General features: G+C 58.7%; 15 protein-coding genes and 4 pseudogenes. 12 read left to right on the forward strand and 7 right to left on the reverse strand.

Annotated features, from left to right (window positions below; genetic code table 11):
- Positions 1-8 precede the first annotated feature (8 nt).
- Positions 9-242 (forward strand): hypothetical protein, encoded by a 234-nt coding sequence (locus DH08_RS18265; RefSeq protein WP_345892419.1) that lies wholly within the window; start codon positions 9-11, stop codon positions 240-242.
- Between the two features lie 340 nt (positions 243-582).
- Here DH08_RS18265 and DH08_RS18270 read toward each other — a convergent pair whose 3' ends face one another.
- Complete coding sequence (locus tag DH08_RS18270; RefSeq protein ID WP_192180656.1) at positions 583-1035, reverse strand: Ros/MucR family transcriptional regulator; 453 nt, start codon at positions 1033-1035, stop codon at positions 583-585.
- A gap of 296 nt (positions 1036-1331) precedes the next feature.
- Here DH08_RS18270 and DH08_RS37480 point away from each other — a divergent pair.
- A pseudogene (locus DH08_RS37480) lies at positions 1332-1658 on the forward strand (EAL domain-containing protein); the annotation flags it as partial.
- Between the two features lie 239 nt (positions 1659-1897).
- Positions 1898-2179 (forward strand): HU family DNA-binding protein, encoded by a 282-nt coding sequence (locus tag DH08_RS18280; protein WP_192180657.1) that lies wholly within the window; start codon positions 1898-1900, stop codon positions 2177-2179.
- A 393-nt stretch (positions 2180-2572) separates the two neighbouring features.
- Here the strand turns inward: DH08_RS18280 and DH08_RS18285 are convergent, their stop codons facing one another.
- On the reverse strand, positions 2573-2875 hold the full coding sequence (locus DH08_RS18285) for a hypothetical protein (protein WP_192180658.1): 303 nt from the start codon (positions 2873-2875) through the stop codon (positions 2573-2575).
- Between the two features lie 1060 nt (positions 2876-3935).
- Between DH08_RS18285 and DH08_RS18290 the strand changes: the two are divergent.
- Together DH08_RS18290 and DH08_RS18295 are read left to right on the forward strand one after the other, a co-directional pair.
- Positions 3936-4478 (forward strand): annotated as a pseudogene (locus DH08_RS18290) (IS5 family transposase); the annotation flags it as partial.
- An 88-nt stretch (positions 4479-4566) separates the two neighbouring features.
- The gene (locus tag DH08_RS18295) at positions 4567-4788 is read left to right on the forward strand and encodes a hypothetical protein (protein ID WP_192180660.1); all 222 of its coding nucleotides are present in this window, start codon (positions 4567-4569) and stop codon (positions 4786-4788) included.
- Positions 4789-4995: 207 nt separating this feature from the next.
- On the opposite strand, the gene DH08_RS18300 is transcribed toward DH08_RS18295, so the two are convergent.
- A complete protein-coding gene (locus DH08_RS18300) occupies positions 4996-5223 on the reverse strand; it encodes a hypothetical protein (RefSeq protein ID WP_192180661.1) in 228 nt (75 codons plus the stop codon).
- Positions 5224-5925: 702 nt separating this feature from the next.
- Between DH08_RS18300 and DH08_RS36475 the strand changes: the two genes are divergently transcribed.
- From DH08_RS36475 to DH08_RS18320, 4 genes are all read left to right on the forward strand, one after another.
- Complete coding sequence (locus DH08_RS36475; protein ID WP_246800921.1) at positions 5926-6093, forward strand: hypothetical protein; 168 nt, start codon at positions 5926-5928, stop codon at positions 6091-6093.
- Between the two features lie 160 nt (positions 6094-6253).
- Positions 6254-6358 carry a hypothetical protein gene (locus tag DH08_RS36480; protein WP_246800922.1) on the forward strand — a complete coding sequence of 35 codons (105 nt, stop codon included), beginning with the start codon at positions 6254-6256 and terminating at the stop codon, positions 6356-6358.
- An 801-nt stretch (positions 6359-7159) separates the two neighbouring features.
- Positions 7160-7462, forward strand: coding sequence for an EthD family reductase (locus DH08_RS18315; protein WP_192180662.1), 303 nt, complete (start codon positions 7160-7162; stop codon positions 7460-7462).
- 957 nt (positions 7463-8419) lie between these two features.
- Positions 8420-9973 carry an ISL3 family transposase gene (locus tag DH08_RS18320; protein WP_192180663.1) on the forward strand — a complete coding sequence of 518 codons (1554 nt, stop codon included), beginning with the start codon at positions 8420-8422 and terminating at the stop codon, positions 9971-9973.
- A gap of 54 nt (positions 9974-10027) precedes the next feature.
- On the opposite strand, the pseudogene DH08_RS18325 reads toward DH08_RS18320, so the two are convergent.
- Together DH08_RS18325 and DH08_RS18330 are read right to left on the reverse strand one after the other, a co-directional pair.
- Positions 10028-10447, reverse strand: a pseudogene (locus tag DH08_RS18325) (ISL3 family transposase); the annotation flags it as partial.
- 38 nt (positions 10448-10485) lie between these two features.
- Positions 10486-11189 (reverse strand): annotated as a pseudogene (locus DH08_RS18330) (NAD-dependent epimerase/dehydratase family protein); the annotation flags it as partial.
- 332 nt (positions 11190-11521) lie between these two features.
- Here DH08_RS18330 and DH08_RS18335 point away from each other — a divergent pair.
- Positions 11522-11917 carry a transposase gene (locus DH08_RS18335; RefSeq protein ID WP_246800923.1) on the forward strand — a complete coding sequence of 132 codons (396 nt, stop codon included), beginning with the start codon at positions 11522-11524 and terminating at the stop codon, positions 11915-11917.
- A 243-nt stretch (positions 11918-12160) separates the two neighbouring features.
- Here the strand turns inward: DH08_RS18335 and DH08_RS18340 are convergent, their stop codons facing one another.
- Positions 12161-12316, reverse strand: a complete 156-nt coding sequence (locus DH08_RS18340; RefSeq protein WP_192180665.1) for a hypothetical protein — start codon at positions 12314-12316, stop codon at positions 12161-12163.
- Between the two features lie 539 nt (positions 12317-12855).
- On the opposite strand from DH08_RS18340, the gene DH08_RS18345 reads away from it, so the two are divergent.
- Both DH08_RS18345 and DH08_RS18350 read left to right on the forward strand, forming a co-directional pair.
- A complete protein-coding gene (locus tag DH08_RS18345; RefSeq protein ID WP_192180666.1) occupies positions 12856-13074 on the forward strand; it encodes a hypothetical protein in 219 nt (72 codons plus the stop codon).
- A gap of 739 nt (positions 13075-13813) precedes the next feature.
- Positions 13814-16282: a sensor domain-containing protein gene (locus DH08_RS18350; protein WP_192180667.1), complete on the forward strand. Its 2469-nt coding sequence runs from the start codon at positions 13814-13816 to the stop codon at positions 16280-16282.
- 219 nt (positions 16283-16501) lie between these two features.
- On the opposite strand, the gene DH08_RS18355 is transcribed toward DH08_RS18350, so the two are convergent.
- Positions 16502-16948 carry a Ros/MucR family transcriptional regulator gene (locus DH08_RS18355; protein WP_192180668.1) on the reverse strand — a complete coding sequence of 149 codons (447 nt, stop codon included), beginning with the start codon at positions 16946-16948 and terminating at the stop codon, positions 16502-16504.
- Between the last annotated feature and the right edge of the window lie 1110 nt (positions 16949-18058).

Consider the following 18058-nt stretch of genomic DNA (forward strand, 5'->3'; position numbering starts at 1 on the left):
TGAGGGTCATTGCCGAGGGTGTCGAGACAGACGATCAAGTGGCCTTCTTGCGCAAGAACAATTGCGACGAGATGCAGGGCTATCATTTCAGCAAACCGATCTCCGCGGCCGACATCCAGCAACTACTCAACCCGCCCGGCAGGCCAGAGTCAATTCCTTCAAGTTGGGCTCCTTTAGGAGGGGATAGAATGCGAAAGCAAGCCAATTTGGCGACAGCAATGGTAGCCACTAACCTGGGGTGAAGGGAATCAGCTGGAACTGCTATGACAAAATGTGACATGGCTCATCTAGAGGTCCTACGTAGGGCTTTCCGGATTTTAGTTGTTGAGGAAACATAAGTGAAGCCGAATGGCCAACCCACGCCCTGGCCATGATTCGCTCGCTGACCGGACAATATATTGTCGATGCAACTATAGTGGCGTGGATGATCGCGAAGTAGTCCGACCAGGCCCTGGCAGAGGCCTCTGCCAAAGCTATTCCGGCTTATAATTATGTATCGAAACCTAGTCTGTTGGCCTGCCACATGCTTTGGCTGCCGAAGCTTGCGCTTCACGCTCGCTGCTGGGCGACAGTGCGGGAGGGTTAGGCGCGCTTTGCCGGAACTTTCTTGGGAGGGGCTTTTGCAAGTGCCTTGCGACCGAGACCAGCGGATTTTGCAAGAGCCGATCGTTGAGCCGCGTAATTTGGTGCCACCATCGGGTAGTCTCGCGCCAATCCCCATTTGGCCCGATAGTCCTCCGGCGCCATACCGTAGCCCACGCGGAGATGCCGCTTAAGGGATTTGAACTTTTTGCCGTTTTCCAAGCAGATAATGTAGTCTGGAAACACAGATCTCTTTGGACTGACCGCGGGAACCAGCTCAGGCTGCGCCGATTTCGCAGACTGTCCGATGCCCAACAGGGCAGAATTAACACTGGCGATCAGGTCAGGGAGACCCGCGACAGGGGTGGCGTTGTTCTGGACGTAGGCGGCAACGATATCCGCAGTCAGCCCCAACAGATCAACGCTCGCCTTTGCTTCTGCGTCATTCGCCATAGTCATTCTCCCGATTGATTCTGGTTCTCCTAGTCGGGAAACTTGTTATGTGCAACACCCTTGGTGGCTACGGGGCTATCGTGCCACCCGATCTCTATGACAAGGGGATTGCGATCGACGTTCCTAAGCCTCCCGCTGTGTTGCCCGGAACGGTGGCAGAAGCCGTGCAGAAACCGGGCCGTAGCATTAACGATCACGATTGTGGCTTTGACTTCGGACAAAAGCGGCGGGGGAACCGATGGTCGAATCTGTTGAGCGAATCCTTAAAAGCCAAGCGAATACTTAAATCTTCAGTCTTTCCCCTTGATAAGATCAAGATCGACAAGTCCTTTGTCTGGATGATTCAGAAGAACCCACACTCAGCGGCCATCATCCGCGCGATTGTCGGGCAAGGCCGAGGCCTCTCTATGCACATCATCGCAGAAGGCGTCGAGACATTCGAGCAGTTGAACTTTCTCATTGAAGAGGGATGCAATGCTCTGCAAGGATATCTGATCGGACGCCCTTACCCGATTGAGGCATATGCGAATGAGGTCGGCAGACCCGAAGGGATTGTCCACCTTGCCTCGCTCTCGCCGCAAAAGGAAGTAACCGCCTCACAGAGCCTTGGGGCAAAACAGTGACCTGCCGCAAGCCCGGCGGTCAGATTGCATTTCTTTAGCTGCAACGAGCAGCGATGGTAGGCACTCGATGGCCTCGCCGATCTCCCCGCCATTTAGCCAAGTCACGGCGTCCCTGAACGATACGATCTGAATTTAGCCGGATCGAACTGATTTGCACGGGTTCTGCTCCTTACGGCGATGACAGCACGGATTTGCCTGTGCCATAAGGCCAGCGCTGTATCAACACAGGAGGAAAGACGATGGCAGTAAACACGATCGATATCGCCGAACGCATTGCCGAAGTGCATGCCCTGTCGAAAACCCAAGCGAAGACCGTGGTCGAGGATGTGCTGAAAGGCATCGCGGAGGCCGCTGCAAAGGGAGAGGAAATCAGTCTCAACGGCTTCGGCAAGTTCAAGGTGCAGAACAAGTCGGCACGTGAAGGGCGCAATCCGTCGACTGGTGCCACGATCAAGATCGCGGCTTCGAGGAAGGTCGTCTTTCAGCCGGCGAAAGCCCTCAAAGATGCGGTAAACGGGTGATCATCCCGTAGAAAGAACGGGTGATCATCCCGTAGAAAGAAATGCGTCTCGCCTGTTGATTCCAAATATCGTGCTGTCGAGGTTTCGGCAGCGCTTTGCGCGGCGCGTCGAGGTTTGTCGAAGCTTATTGAGCGGCGAATGACAAAGTGTTCCGTCTGTGAGCGCGCTTGGCATTACAGCTCGTCAAGTCCAACGGCCATTGAAGACGTTCTGGGCAGACGGCGCGGCGCGCGCTGAGGCACAAGGCGCGCGGCCGCAACGTCTGCGGGCGGCTCGCTCCAGGTAAGGCACTTAACGATCTGTTTGGCGGCAACCGCATTGGCCGCTTCCGAGGAGTCACGTCGCTGCGATTGGCGGAGGACATTTGGCATTCCAGATTCCACTGACTGTTGCCTAGTCTTCTGCAGACGTTTGAGGGCAGCCTCGCAAAGAGCCGGCGATGATAGGCGTGCTCACGCTGTCGCTCCCGGCGAGCATCGCAGTAACGCGGTCTGGGGCGGTTGCCTCCTGACCGCTCTGGCGGCGGCTCATGACCACCATTGCGAAAATGATTAGAAAATACCCAATTTGAAGCATGATGGCACATGAAACCATGCGCAGAAGTACAATTCCGATCATCGCCGTTTCCAGGTAGGACCATACCGCAACCGTCGCGACGACGAAGATCATGCCCACGACGAACTTCGGCAAAGACATTCGCGACCGCCCTCAGCGCCTATCAGCGAATTCGGAAATGTCTTTCATGGACGGGCCACCCGCCGCGCCAGCTTCGTTGCCGCCCGTCCGGCGACACCCCGGTGCTTTGCAGTTCACAGTGGATGACCACACAAATCGCCGACCTGCTGCACACCCGTCATTGCTGCAAGTGCAGCTTTTTACATTCGAGGACATAATTGCTGTCGTTGCTCTTTGAACGGATTGGTTCTCAGCGGCAGAGGCCGATGGTCCATCCCTCTTTGCGCTGCAAACCTTCACATAGGCTTTTATTTTTTGCTAAATTGCCACCGAAGCGCAAGGAGCTGTTGTTTCCCGGAAAAGTGCGGGTAGAGGTGATTAGGTGAGTTGAACGGCGTCCGGTCTTTGGCCTTGTAATGATCACGCCGGCGCAAGCACCGGCTGGCGTGTGCCGCGCAGGGCTTGGCATCCCATGACGACGGGGTGACGGTTTTGGCTTGCGGATGATGATCCCGTCCACGTTTGAAAGTTGTGCCTGGTTCCCTCCCTTCCGACCTTGCCGCACGCCATGAATGATCCCGGAATGGGGACCCTTTATTGGAATGCAGCGATGCAGGTGGACTGGTACGATGGCGGAGTCCGAATCGAAGATGCTTGCTGGGCCGCCCGTAGTGCGCCGGCGCCGAACCGCTCGTTCACGGCCCTTCAAGATCAAGCCGGGAAAGCAGTTCGCTGTTGGATGATATTTTCGCCACACCCGGAGAACAATCCGGAGACCGTTGCAGATCCCAAGCCATCCGTAACCATCATGTGGGTCGAAGCCTTACGATCTTCCGATGGCAATGCAAATCAGTCGTAAGGGCTTGTTTTAAGGTTTTGTTCACGGTTGGCTGCGATAGTCTAACAGAGCGGTTGAGTTCTGAGTACCGCCAAGCACTTTCTAAAGTCCGCTGCCGGCACCCCTGCAGCGGGCTTTTCTTTTAGAGCCTGACCCGAAACTAGGGATTGGGTGGGGAGGCAGTTGAGTGGCCCCGTCCGTTGTGATTCGCTTGGGTTGTCTAGACTTGAACGGGATCACGACATGGGTTGGACGGAGACCACCCGCCGGCGATATTGCCGCGCAGGGCAGCGGGATGCAAACGTGTTGACGGACAAGGAATGGGAGTTGATCGAGCCGTTCCTGCCGGGAACGAAGGCGACGGGACGACCGCGGACGACAGAACTTCGGGCGGTCGTGGACGCGCTCCTCTACATCGCCTGGACTGGCTGTCAGTGGCGGGACTTGCCGGACCGGTTCCCGCCGGTTTCGATGGTTCAACGCTATTTCTATGCCTGGCGGGACAACGGGCTGTGGAAGGCCATCAACTTCCACTTGGTGGCTGCGGCACGCCTCGCCCTCGGTCGCGAGGCGAGCCCGAGCGCCGGCGTCATCGACAGCCAATCGGCAAAGACCGCGGACGTTGCCGGTTTGCGTGGTTACGACGCCGGCAAGAAACCGCAAGCGCCATATCATTACCGACACCGAGGGCACTTGGTCGGGCTGACGGTGCATACGGCCGATATCCAGGACAGGGATGGGGCAGTCGGCGTCATCGCCTCCATTCGACGGCTTTATCCCTGGTTGCGGTCATATTGCGGGATCGTCGATTCTCGGATCAGCTTGGTTTGGTGGGAGGCGTCCGCGACTCAGCGCGGCAGCGCCGGAGATTGACATGACAGAAACATATTACGCGGTCAGGCACAGTGATATTTTGCGCAGGGCCTTCCGGCGATTTGTCGCCGAAGACAACATTGCCGAAGCCGAATGGCCGAAGCGCGCCATGGAGATGATCCGTTCGCTCGCCGGCCACGAAAACATCGATCCGGCGTTACTCAACTGGATTATCGATCGGCGCGCGGATCAATCCCAGGACGGTGTTAGTCGATCCGCTTGACGCTGGGGCAAAGCGACGCGAGGCGGTCAAAACTGTGCTTTCCAATTGGCTAGCGGCGGCGCGAAAAACCAAAGGTAGATGCCGATCGCGATCAAAATCGCGATATGTAGACCGTCCCGCTTCATGACAGGGCGATGCTACTACTGGAGTGCCTGAATTGCGATGGCACGGGCAAGGTGTTGAGTGTCGCACTGCCCCACTACGAGTCTAAATAGGCCGGAACAGAAGTATGTTGCCATTTTTCCGGAGCTTGCGGGCTTCGATCTCGCGATAGAGAAGAACACACATCACCATCTCAGCGCTACCGGCGGCCGATTTCGACGGCATGGACGCCAGAAGCATTTCGAGCTCCGATTCGTCCATTGTAGCAAGATGGCCTTCGAGAGCCTCAAGGCTATCGCCAAGCGCTGCAAGCAGTCCGGCTGCGATCTGCATTATCTACTCCGGCCTCATAGGCGGATCTGTCAAATAGTCGTCAGCGGTCCTGACCGCGAAGGAAGACCCGGTCTACCTGTTATGGAGCGAAGGCGTTGGGGAGTTGTACCCGGTGCCCACGATCACGAGGACACCGGGCCTAAATGCCAAACGAGAGTGTCATCAAACGCCTAGCCCAGCGATATTGCTCGGTCATTTGTAAAGAAACTATGAAGGCGGTATCGCGCGCAAAGCTCGCTCCGCTAAGGCCTCGTCGATGATTTCAGCAGGAGAAAGCCAGCGCCTCTGGGCGGGATCTGGTGCTCCCATAACCAGTGGGAATACCTGCGCCGCAGCACCGACAGAGAGGCGGTGCTTGGAATAGGCGCCTGCAATGGCGGATGATCTCGTTCCAAAGCTGAAGTGCGCGAAATGTTGCGGCAAGAAAGTCGGGCTCATCTACACGCGATGAAAACCATGAATCGCAGGTCCGCAATTGCTCTCGGTGTGACTGCCGCCGCGGTAACGCCTTTTTTCGCCCTGGCGGCATCTGCGAAGACCAAGAAATACGGCCCGAAGGACGGCAAGGAGATTGCGCCCGGCGTCAGAGGGGGTTGAGGTCGGCACCGGGAACGCCGACATTCCCGCCTACAAGAGCATCGCGATTGTCGACGTGGTCTTCAGCCCGGCGCACACGCTCCTCAAACCGTAATGGACAACGACATGGTCTGCACGATTACCGCCGGTGCATTCACGATCAAGAAAGCGGACAAGGAATTCAAGCTCAAGGAAGGCGACATGTACACTTGCGCCAAGGGCAAGACCGACGAGGCGACGAATACGAGCAAGGTGGTCGGCGTGCATCGCATCGCCTTCCTGATACCTGCCTAGAAGACAAGAACACGGCCGGACGACCGGCTGCACCCGTGAGTCCGGCCGTGTTCAATGGCGGGTGGGAGTGTGAAGCTATGGCCTACTCATATCGGTGCAAGGACTATCCCGGAAATGAAGCCTGCCGGCGTCGTTTACGGCTGAGACCGAGGCGGAAGTGATGAAGCATGTCGAACTGCACGGCGCGATTGCTCACGGGGAAGACCCGTCGCAGTGGTCCCTGGAGGACCGACAACAGGTCAAGAAGCTAATTCGCAATTCATAAGCCCGTCCGCCGCGCGGCTTGCTGTGCGAAGCTTCGCCCCGCAAGGGCGCGCTTGACGATTTCAGCAGGAACGTACGATGGCCGGCGCCGGACGCGCTAACCGCGCGGTCTGGCTTTCGGTTCTGGCGAGCTTTCCCACGGGTTTTCGGCCAATTTGGCGGACCGCCGATCTCTTAGCCACAGGGACTTCTTTTTTCTTGCCAGTAGCTCGTCGCGATCGCCATCCGCGATCGTTCGGCCATGCTTCGCAGCAATCGCATAGTCGGCTCTGTTGGTTCGATAGTCTTCTTTTTGCACAGACATCGTTGCTCCCAGTTCACGGCCTCCCCCTTTGGCCACACGCAAAAATTAACTGCCGGTGCATCGCGCGAGTCTACCAATTGGGGATTGTGTAAAACGATATACACTCCGCAATTGCGCCCTGGCAGGGCCAAATTTACGGCACGGGGGCGCCAATGGTGCGCAGTAGGGGTCTTAGGCATGGGGAAGAACACCTACAGCAAGGCCAAGGACGGGAGATGACAGCAGCGGCCCCGACAGCCGCATCTTTCGTTGCGGACACGCTAGGCGGCGATGCTTCTACGACGGCCCAGCGACTTGTGGGTAGAGGGACTGGCAGCGGCAGGCCGCTGGGCCTTGACCAACTGGCTTGAGGAGGCGCTGTGCTGGCTGACGAAAACATGCGCACACGCTAATGTGGACGCAATCGGCCTCGCAACGTAAATTCGCTTGTGCGAGGGTCCGGGACCCATAAGGGGCGGACCATGCGCGCGATCGTCAACAACGAATTTGGAGGGAAGAATGATCAAGCTCACAGCGCTGTATGGCCATCCCACTGACCCGGCCGCGTTTGAGAATTACTATGCGGCTACGCACATGCCGCTCGTGGCGAAGATGTCTGGTCTCCTTCGCTATGAGAAAGCGAAAGTTGTGGGCACGCCGGATGGCGACAAGCCGCCCTACCATCGGATGTTTGAGGCCTGGTTCGACAGCGAGGCGGCATTGGGTGCTACAATGGGTTCGCCTGAAGGAAAAGCGGTGGTTGCCGATCTGGCAAACTTTGCCACCGGCGGGGTGACGATCCTAGTCTCGGCAGTTGAATGAGCGCCGGCCCCGCACTTCATCGCCATGCGCAGCCACACGCACCCGACAGGACGCGCGGGGCTCCTCGCCGGAGTAGGACAGCGGTCGGCAGAAACGCGCGCTGATGGGCTGTCCGCGGTAGAAGGCCGATGCCACGGAAACGGGCGGGAACATTAGAGGTTTCTGACGGTTCTATCTTGGCTGGCCCAAGCTGGCTGTCGCCTTCTCGGTGGAACAATGGCCGTATTGGCGTTTGTCCTGGTCTACTTTTTCGGCCTGACGATCGAGGGCTTCATTGCGGGAATTGTCTCCTTATTGGCATTCCTTCTGCTTTTCAGGGTCATGGCGAAGGATCATTTAAATCGGTAGCCAATGGCGAAGGGCTGGACGTTTCAATCGCTGATGACGCCAAGATGGTGGTGACGGCGAATTGCCAGACGGCGCCTTGTCACCATCGACAGTGCTCGACTTGGTGAAGCTTCGCGATCGGTTCGGCCCGGATGCGCCGGCGATGTCGGCGGATCTCATTCCGAAGAATGTGCCAACTGCGGCGGCAAGAAAGTCGGGTTGATCTACACGCTCGACACCAGGCCGAACTCCTATGGCAAGGCCAAAGGTGGATGATGACCGACAAGCGGGTGATGGCCTACGTCGTGAGCGTGTTCCGCCTGTCGAACGGCTGCGGTAAGTCCGTCAGGTAGCCACATTGGGTTGAGATGCGGCTATAGCGATAGTCGGTGTCTCAGTCGTCTTGCGGACCGAAATGCAAGCCCAAATTTGTATTGAGGTGTCGTTTGCCGGGAGCACGGTCGTCTTCGCGGTCGACATGAAGCCGCCGCATGATGGGCTTCGCGAGGGATGGAGCCTTCCAAGGTTTGAAACGCAATCGCTGTGAACCGGCGTGCAAAATTGGGTCTGACTCAAATTCGATGATTTTGCATGACGGCGTGGTGCTGTTTTCTGAGGGGAATCAGCACCATGACGAACATTTTGCGTTTGTCGTCCCTGATCCCGGCCGGATTGATTGTCGAGAGTACCGCCGAGGACGAGGACGTGATCGTGATTTCAGCGCGCGCTCGAGTCAAAGAGCGGGTTTGTCCGCTGTGCGGAAAGTCATCGAGCCGTGTCCATAGCCAATATGTCAGGACGGTTTCGGACCTGCCGTGTGCGGGCAAGAAGATTGAGCTTCGACTGGTCGCAAGACGCTTCGTCTGTAGTGCACCGCTCTGTCGACGACGGATCTTCGAACGGTTTGATGACGGGGTTGTCGCGGAGAGATCCCGCCGGACCTCGCGTCTGGAATGTGTCGTTCACCACTTGGGGCTGGCGCTCGGCGGCAGGCCGGCCGCGAGCATTGCCAAGCGGCTGATGGTGCCGGTCAGCAATGATACTCTGTTGCGGGTGGTGCGGCGGCGAAGCTGCGTGCGAACCGATCCTCTCAGCATTGTCGGCATTGATGACTGGGCCTTCCGCCGCAACCATCGCTACGGCACCATCGTATGCGATCTGGAGCGGCGACGGATCGTGACACTGTTGCCGGACCGGGAGATTGCGACCGTCCAGGCATGGCTCACCGATCATCAGGAGATCGGAATAATCGCACGTGACCGCGGCGGCGGTTATGGCGAAGCGGCGGCGAAGGCGTTACCGCACGCGATCCAGGTCGCCGATCGCTGGCATCTCATGGAGAACGCAAGTTCTGCCTTCCTGGATGCCGTCCGGAAATCGATGCGTGCGATCCGTGCCGCAATCGGCGCCACCAAGGTCGATCCAGACCTGCTCACTTGCGCCGAGAAGCTGCAGTATGAGGGCTATCTGCGGCGCGAGGAGACCAACGCCGTGATCATGAGGCTTGCTGGCGAAGGCGTTTCCATCAAGGAGATCGTGCGCCGAAGCGGCCACAGCCGCAAGCTCGTCCGCCAGGTGATCCGTGGTGAGCGGACAGATGTGTTCCGGGTTCGACAGAGTTCGCTGGATGCGCAACTGCCATTGCTGGATGAACTATGGGCTTCGGGCTGTCGCAATGGCGCTGAGCTCTGGCGACGCCTGCAGGCCAAAGGCTTTCGCGGTTCCCTGCGCGTGGTCGCAGAGTGGGCAACCCGCCGACGGCGGACCGAACGCGCTTCCGATCAGCAACTGCAAAGGGTGCCGTCGGCCAGGACGATCGCGCGGCTGATGACGACAGCCCGGGATCATCTGACCAAGTCCGACACTGTGACAATTACTGCGATTGAGACAGGGGTTCCTGTCTTGGTCGAAGCACGCTGCCTGATCGACAGGTTCCATTCGATGGTCCGCAAAAGGATCGAGGCGGATCTTGATCCCTGGATCGTCGATGCCAGCACGAGTGTCATCGCGTCCTTCGCCAGCGGTATCACTCGCGACCGCGCAGCCGTCCGCGCCGCGATCACCGAACCTTGGTCAAACGGCCAGACGGAGGGCCAAATTACGAAACTCAAGCTCGTAAAGCGCCAGATGTATGGACGCGGAAAACTCGACCTCCTGCAAGCCCGATTGATCGGTGCTGCATGAACGCGAACTTCATCGAGATTGCGTCAGACCCCAATTTTGGAAGCCGTTTGACAGGTAGCCCTCATATTGCAGCTTCTCGGCGCAAGTGAGCAGGTCTCGATCGACCTTGGTGGCCCCGATCGCAGCACGGATCGAACGCATCGATTTCCGGACGGCATCCAGGAAGGCAGAACTTGCGTTCTCCATGAGATGCCAGCGATCGGCGACCTGGATCGCGTGCGGTAACGCCTTCGCCGCCGCTTCGCCGTATCCGCCGCCCCGGTCACGTGCGATTATTCCGATCTCCTGATGATCCGTAAGCCACGCTTGGACGGTCGCGATCTCACGGTCCGGCAAAAGTGTCACGATCCGCCGCCGCTCCAAATCGCAGACGATGGTGCCATAGCGATGGTTGCGGCGGAAGGCCCAGTCATCAATGTCGACAATGCTGAGAGGATCGGTTGGCACGCAGCTTCGCCGCCGTACCACCCGCAAATATTAAAAACCCGCTCGCTCCCAGCATCATCAATCGCAGCCAGCAGTGCGCACACCACGTCGTCGATATAAATATAGTCACGGACAACCGAACCATCGCCCCAGATCTCAACGGGCTCGCCGCGTAAAACTTTTCCAAGAAATACTGCAACGGCGCCTTGGCTGCCATTAACGCGCCGCCCGTCGCCGAAAGGATTAGCCAATCGCAACACTGTATAATCCAGACCATGAAGAACATGTAATAGGTGTAGATACTTATATATAGCAAGTTTTGTAATACCATACGGGACTATAGGGTCCGTAGATGCGTTTCTGAGATGGGAGTTTGTTGTGGCACGCCATAGACTGTGCCGCCCGACGACGCGAAAATGATCTTCTTAAGTCCATACTGAACCGCATGAGTCAGAAGCCGTACTGTGCCGACAACATTGCTTTCGATATCGAACATGGGATCGGAGTTCGAGGACTTCGGCAAGGTGGTCGAAATCAGATGGAAGCAAAGTTCACAATCTTGCAATGCCCGGGCGACGTCGGCACCGTTGCAGAAGTCTCCCTCTAAAATTTCGAGATTAGGGTGCGCCGGACGCCTCTCATTAAGGGGAACTCCATTTGGGCGATATAGGCAACGAACGACGTATCCGCGCGTGAGCAGTGCATCAACCAAGTGAGAGCCGATGAATCCACGTCCACCCAGGACCAGACACCGTATGAGCGCGCCTGCTTCAACGTGCCTAGCCCTCACAACGCTGTGCGATAGAGCCGCAGAAGCAGTCGTGGCGCTCAGATCAAACTTTTAGGAACAGGCTCAAGCTACCTGCGGTCTTCACCGGATGGTACGGAGCATCCAGCATATATCTCTCGAAATAGCGACCGCCATGCAAGGCAAGCTCCCGGTCGGCCAAAGCCAAAAAGCCGGCAGCAGGCCAGTCACCCTATGCGCTGCGCCGCTGGCGCGACCGACTGGAGGATGGCGAGGTCGAGGTCGACTGGCGCGCGCATCTTCATCCGAGCGCCCGCCCGCAAATAGGCACTGGTGCTAGCAGCGCTGCTAAGGAAGCGTCGGTGAAAGGCGGCTTGACAGACGCACCGGATGCCGATCTGCCGCGTGACAGACGCACCAACCGGCGCAGCTTCACGGACGAGGAGAAGCTCGCCATCGTGATAGAAACGGATGAGCCCGGCGTCAGCGTAGCGGAGGTTTGCCGCCGCCATGGCATCGTGACGAGCATGCTATTCTGCTGGCGCGTCCAGCTCGGCTTCGCGCAGAAGCGTGTAAACCTGGCGACGGTCGCCATGCCGGCAAGCGGTGCTGGAGCTTCGTCGGTCCCCCTGGTCCTGCATGATCTTTTGCAGCCGCCCGACGGAATGACGGCGATCGATCTGCCGGACGGGCGGCGTGTCTTCGCTCCCGCAGGCAGCGATCCGGTGCTGGTTCGCCGGCACATCATCAACGGGGAGGCGGCGCAATGATGATCGTTCCGGCCGGCGTAAACGTGCATCTGGCGTTGGGCTACACTGATATGAGGAGGCCTCGACGGGCTCGCCATGCTGGTCCAGGAGAGGCTGAAGAAGGATCCGTCTCGGGCCGTCTGTTCGCCTTCCGGAGGAAGAAGGCAAGATCCTGTTCTGGGACGGGAACGGGCTGTGTCTGTTCACCAAGCGGCTTGTTGAGAACAGAGGCACGATGCCGAGATGGCTCCCAAAAAACCACGGTCAATGATGAACTACGCCATCGAAGCGATAGGCGCTGGCCAGTTCGATCTCGACACTTGTGTGCATGACCGCGATGATCTTGGGCGAGAGTCTCCTCTTCGCCGTGGCCTTGAGCTGGGCGTGGAACATTTCCATGACGAATTTGTCGGGGCGCAACGAGAGTACGTGTTGAAGGCCTACAGGGCCGTTGGTGTCCAGCCCCCATCTTCCTGGGTGAAGTCCGAAGTTTGTTCCGATCTTCTCGCGCACCTCAGGCAGCGTGTCAGCGGCAGAAGATAGTGGATCGCCGTCACGTGACGATCCACCCCGCGCGCCAGGCATCGGCGATGTAAGCGGACAGCGGCTTTGCGGCCTGAATAGGCGGTCGTGCTTGGGACCGCGCATAGCGGATATGTCGGCGCGAGACGATGACCACATCTCGAAAACCTTCTGGCATCAATGCCGTCAAAGGCGCCCGCCGGCAGCGCAGAGCGGGTGATGCTGTGCTGCTCTATAGTGAGATTGAGGTCCGCGGGCGCGGGAAATACGACAACGTCGTTCCCTTCCCCCCGCAGGCCCAGGCCGAGGCCGTTAAGAATTCAATCCAAGTTTGCCCGACTCAGACGCCTGTAAATTGATGACCGTAGCCGATCGCTTGCTCATAGACTGTTCGGTCATCCGGCGCGATAGTTATGTGGTTCTCTCTGGAGGGTGCAATGCGACCATTACCGTCCAACGTCGACGCAGATGCCGTGATTGAAGTCGGTCGCTACCTGGATGATCACCCGAAATCCACTGCGGTCTCGATGTCGGATGCGCTTCGTGTCATCAGACGTAGCGTGCCCACCTCTCGCGTCAGCGACACGTGGCTAGAGGAAGTGATCGTAGAAAGCGCCGCAGCCAGGCAGTTGGCGATCTTGCTGGACAACCGCTAGCGTCGGGGGTCCCGCTTTTGACCACGGCTAGCCGTTCATTCGCCGCTATCCTCGTCGTTTCCATCCTTGGGTTGATAGCGCTGACCTGGTTCTGCCGACTGCTCGTCGATGTACGCTTGGCAGCCCTCAGTGAAAGACTGGCTATTGCTACCGCAATCGCGCTATCGCTTCGATCGCCGCCGCCTGCACCCAGGCACAGGGCACAGGCGGCGGCCATCAGCGCGCGCGGAAGGACTTATGGGCGGCCCGGCAAATTCGGGGTGGGAGTGCCGGGCCTGACCGGCGGGCTTGTAGATCCGGCTGACCAATATTTGCGATGAGCTATTGAAACCACAAGACAGACATTGGTCTGAGTCCTGGCCGCAGAAGACCTATCGCTCCTACCAGCCTCAAAAAGGCGCTCGCGGAACGCGCGGGCGCTTCACCGCTGTAGGACCGCGGCCAGCCGAGACGGGGCTCTGGCGAGGCAGTTTAGTCCGGCCTGTCGAGTAGTCGCACGCCGGCGTCGCTCCGTCGGGTATTTCTGGATCGGCCTGACCTTGTCGATGTCGACCGTGACCAGAGGCCGAAGGGTCGCCGTCACCGTGCCGGCATCCTCGTCGGCACCGCATTTTGCGCTACAGAATAGTACGATACTCGCTCGGCTTTTTATTAATATCCAACGTTGTGCATTACGGACAGGTAAGTTTCCTAAGATAGCATTGGCACTTTGCTTCCTCTCAAAACGCGAGATGCAGGGATGTCGCGTCCAGAATTTCCGGTCGACGAGCTGACCAAGTCGTTTTCCAAGGACGACGCTGACGCCGTGCGCTTGGTGCTCGATGCCGTTCCGCATCCGATATTCGTGAAGGATGACCGATCCCGCTTCGTCGTACTCAACCGAAGTATGTGCGACTTCATGGGGCATTCCTATCATGAGTTGGCCGGCAAGACGGATTACGACTTCGTCCCGAAAGAACATGCGGACGTGTTCCGGCGGATCGATCGTTTGGTGCTGGACACGGGCCAAGTCAACGAGAATGAGGAGTTCGTTCAGGGACCTGACGGGAAACTGCGCACGCTCGTGACGAGGAAAGCACGGGCGTCATTGCCGAACGGCGCCCGCTTCGTGGTCGGCTGCATTTCGGACATCACCCGGCTGAAGCAGCACGAAGCGTCGCTCCAGCTCCTGTTCGAGGAAAACCCGGTTCCGATGTGGGTGTTCGAGAAAAGCAGCTTGCGCTTTCTGGACGTCAACCACTCCGCCATCGAGCATTATGGCTACACGCGCGAACAGTTCCTTTCGAAGTCCATACTCGACATCAGGCCGCAGGAAGACATCGAGGCCTTCCTCCAGGTCGTTGGCACGGGCCAGGGCTCGTACCGCACCGGGCGCACCTGGCGCCACATCAAGGCGGATGGCATTCTGATCGATATCGTCGCCTATTCCAAGCCGATCGATTATGACGCCCGCTCGGCCTTCATGGTTGCGGTAATAGACGTCACCGAGCGCAAGCGGGCGGAAGAGGACCTGCGCCGCACGAGGGAGTTCCTGGATACGGTCATCGAAAACATTCCGGTCATGCTGTTCGCCAAGGAGGCGAGCCAGCACCGTTATGTCCTTATGAACCGGGCGGGCGAAGAACTGCTTGGCATCCCGCGTGATGAGCTGATCGGCAAGACTGACTCGCAGCTGTTTCCGCCAGAAGAGGCCGAGACCTTTCTCACCCGTGATCAGGAAGCATTGCGTTCCAACTCCGTCCAAATTGCCGCGGAGGAGAAGTTGCCAACGCGGCACAAAGGCGTACGCGATCTGATTACACGACGGTTCGCTGTCGAAAGCCACGACGGCAAATCGAAATATGTGCTTGCGGTGGCCGAGGATGTGACCGAGCGCAAGCGCGATGCGGCGCGGTTCGCCCATTTGGCCACGCACGATGCGCTGACCGATCTGCCCAACCGGACGGCGCTCGTTGAGCGCCTGGAGTTCACGCTTGAGCGGGCAACATCCGGCCGGGAATGCTTCGCGGTCATGCGCCTCGACGTCGACGGGCTCAAGGATGTGAACGGCGTTTACGGGCCAGCGGTGGCGGACGCGCTGCTTCGGCAAGTGGCGGTGCGGCTGGCGGCGGGCGCCGACAAGAACTTCCTCGCGCGCACCGGCGGCGGGTTCACCATTATCGTCAGCGAGGGCCCGCATCCGGCAACAGCGGTGGCGCTCGCTGATCGCATGCTGGCGACGGTTGCTGAGGTGTTCGATGTCGAGGGCCGCACACTACGCGTGGGGCTTAGCATCGGTATCGCCTTCTTCCCCGATGACGCGACCGACGTCACGGCTCTGCTCAGCAACTCCCAAGCGGCGCTCGATCGCGCCAGAGCCGATGGTCGCGGCGTGTTTCGAATGTTCGAGGCCGACATGGATCGGAAGCTGCGCGAACGCCGCGCGCTCGAGCAGGACCTGCGCGCGGCGCTGGAAAGCGGCGAGCTGTTCCTGCACTACCAGCCGCAGGCGAACACGTCCGGCGAGATTGTCGGATTCGAAGCGCTGGTCCGGTGGTCCCACAAGGACCGAGGAATGATCCCCCCTGCCGAGTTTATTCCGCTGGCCGAAGAGAGCGGATTGATCGTGGCCATCGGAGAGTGGGTGCTGCGGGAGGCGTGCAGGGAGGCGGCGGCTTGGGCGAAGCCGATCCAGATCGGCGTCAATCTGTCTGCCGTACAGTTTCGCCAGGGCGATCTTCCAGGTCTGGTGCACTCGATCCTGGTTGAGACAGGGCTCGCCCCCAAGCGGCTCGAGCTGGAAGTAACGGAGAGCGTGCTGTTCGATGACCTTTCGCGAGCGAGTTCAATCCTCAGGCGACTGAAATCGCTCGGCGTGAAGATCGCCTTGGACGACTTCGGGACTGGCTATTCGTCGCTCTCCTATCTTCAGTCTTTCCCCTTTGACAAGATCAAGATCGACAAGTCATTCGTTGGGATGGTTGAGCAGAACCCGCATTCGGCGGCCATCATTCGCGCCATCGTTGGGCTGGGCCGAGGCCTCTCCATGCACATCATTGCAGAGGGCGTCGAAACACTTGAGCAACTGACTTTTCTGAGTGACGAGGGCTGCAATGCGCTGCAGGGCTATCTGATCGGACGCCCTTATCCGATCGAGGCATACGCGAAAGAGGTCGGCAGGGCCGCAGCCATGCCAAGCGCGGCGAACCGACGCCGTAGGCGGCAATAGCACGGAGCGCTGCGATTAGGCTGCTTTGAGACGGGTTTCGTTTTGCACCAGTTGCACGGCGGCAGTTGAGGAAGCCGGCTCTGCGGGTGCCGGCGGTCGCGCAAGCACCTCGTCCAAACATAGCCATCGGATCGGCGTCGTTGAGCTTCGCCGTCGTGATCAGCGCGGTGATGGCGGCCGCGAGGCGCGACAGCGCCAGCCGTCGCGCCCATTGGTCGACTAGGCTTTGGATTTCTTGCCTAGCGGCTTTGCCACTTTCTGTGGCTTTCGCCCAAGACCGGCCTTCTTCGCCAAAGCCGAGCGAGTTGCAGCATAGTTTGGGGCGACCATCGGGTAATCAGAGGGCAACGCCCACTTTGCCCGATATTCTTCCGGCGACAGGCCGTAGCTGGTGCGCAGGTGCCGTCTCAGCGATTTGAACTTCTTGCCGTCTTCCAGCGAGATGATGAAATCCGGTGTTACGGATTTCCTGATCGGAACCGCCGGCTTCAACGGCTCTGCCGCCGGTTGGGATTGCGCATCAGTCTGCAGCAAGCTCAACGATTGGTGAACCTGGCCAACTATAGACGACAGTTCGCTGACTGGGGCGGGATTGTTCGACACATATGCCGAGACAATATCAGCCGTTAGCTCAATGAGCGCGTCGTTAGTTTTCTCGTCAGCCAACGTTCTTCTCCCTAAGAGAATAAATCACAATAAAGAGAGCGAGTGAACGTCGGATACCTCATCGATTTGAATCAAATCCGAGTGAGGATAATTCGATAGCTCCTTTTCATTCAGGCGTGGGAAACATATGGGGTGCATAAGATCAATTCGCGTTCGGGTAGGTTTCCTGCCCTGTCCACGGCGTGATAGGGGACGCCGAGACGGTTGACGCCGCCTCGGTCGACCGGGCTTGGTGCACATCTCAAACAATGCTGCCCCGCAGTCTGCGTCGACCACCGCGATACAAATGTGCTGTGCCAGCCACATCTGACCGACTGCGGGGCCCATACAGCCTCTAGCAGCAGCACGCGTTTCGGTCGGCCCGCGTTCCCACACCTAGCTGGGAAGCGGTTTGTGATCTGGCAAATGGAGTCGCCATTAGCCTGCCTAGGGGAATGAGTGACCGCCTGATCGACTCGCTCCCGTGCCGGAGGCGCGGTCCACTACGAAGAATGATTGTCGTATCGGAGTTCGAGCGCGTTCGCTATTCGCTCGCACAGAAGTTCACCCATAACGATCCCTAGGTGGAGACGAAGGCGCCTTACTTCTGCATCCACCACCGTGACAGCGGCCCTATGGTCGCTGTATTCGGCGAGTTCAAGGACATCGTGGACTATGACGTCAGGCGTCTCGTCCGTCGTGCGTTGCGAATCGCTCACTGCTCCCTCCCGATCAGCGCTGGTCTCTCATTGGAGGACCGGGAAGACTAAACCTCTCTCGCTCGGCCCGTGTCTAGGTCTTCCTCAAGACCTCCGCCGTAGCCATACGGGCGAAAGGAGACTGAGGCGACCGGCGTTCCAGGCGCTGGGCGCGTGCTAGAGTTCCGTAGCCATCTAATTTGCGCAGCACCGTGGCGACTTTGGCAGGATCTGCCCTGACTTTTGCTTAGGTCGTCGATCTCGCTCGCAATTGCGCTGCTGCTCAGCGCGACGACTGGGGTCAGACATCGGCGACCGCGTTCGGCTGCAGCGCTAGTGACCAAACTAGGGCTCGCGCATCGAGTGTCTAGCCCGGCTTATTCATGACGCATCCTGGGTTTGTTTGCCGCTGATCGGTGGACAGGTGGCGTCG

This window comes from Mesorhizobium amorphae (genome assembly GCF_014843845.1).
Lineage (GTDB): Bacteria > Pseudomonadota > Alphaproteobacteria > Rhizobiales > Rhizobiaceae > Mesorhizobium > Mesorhizobium amorphae_A.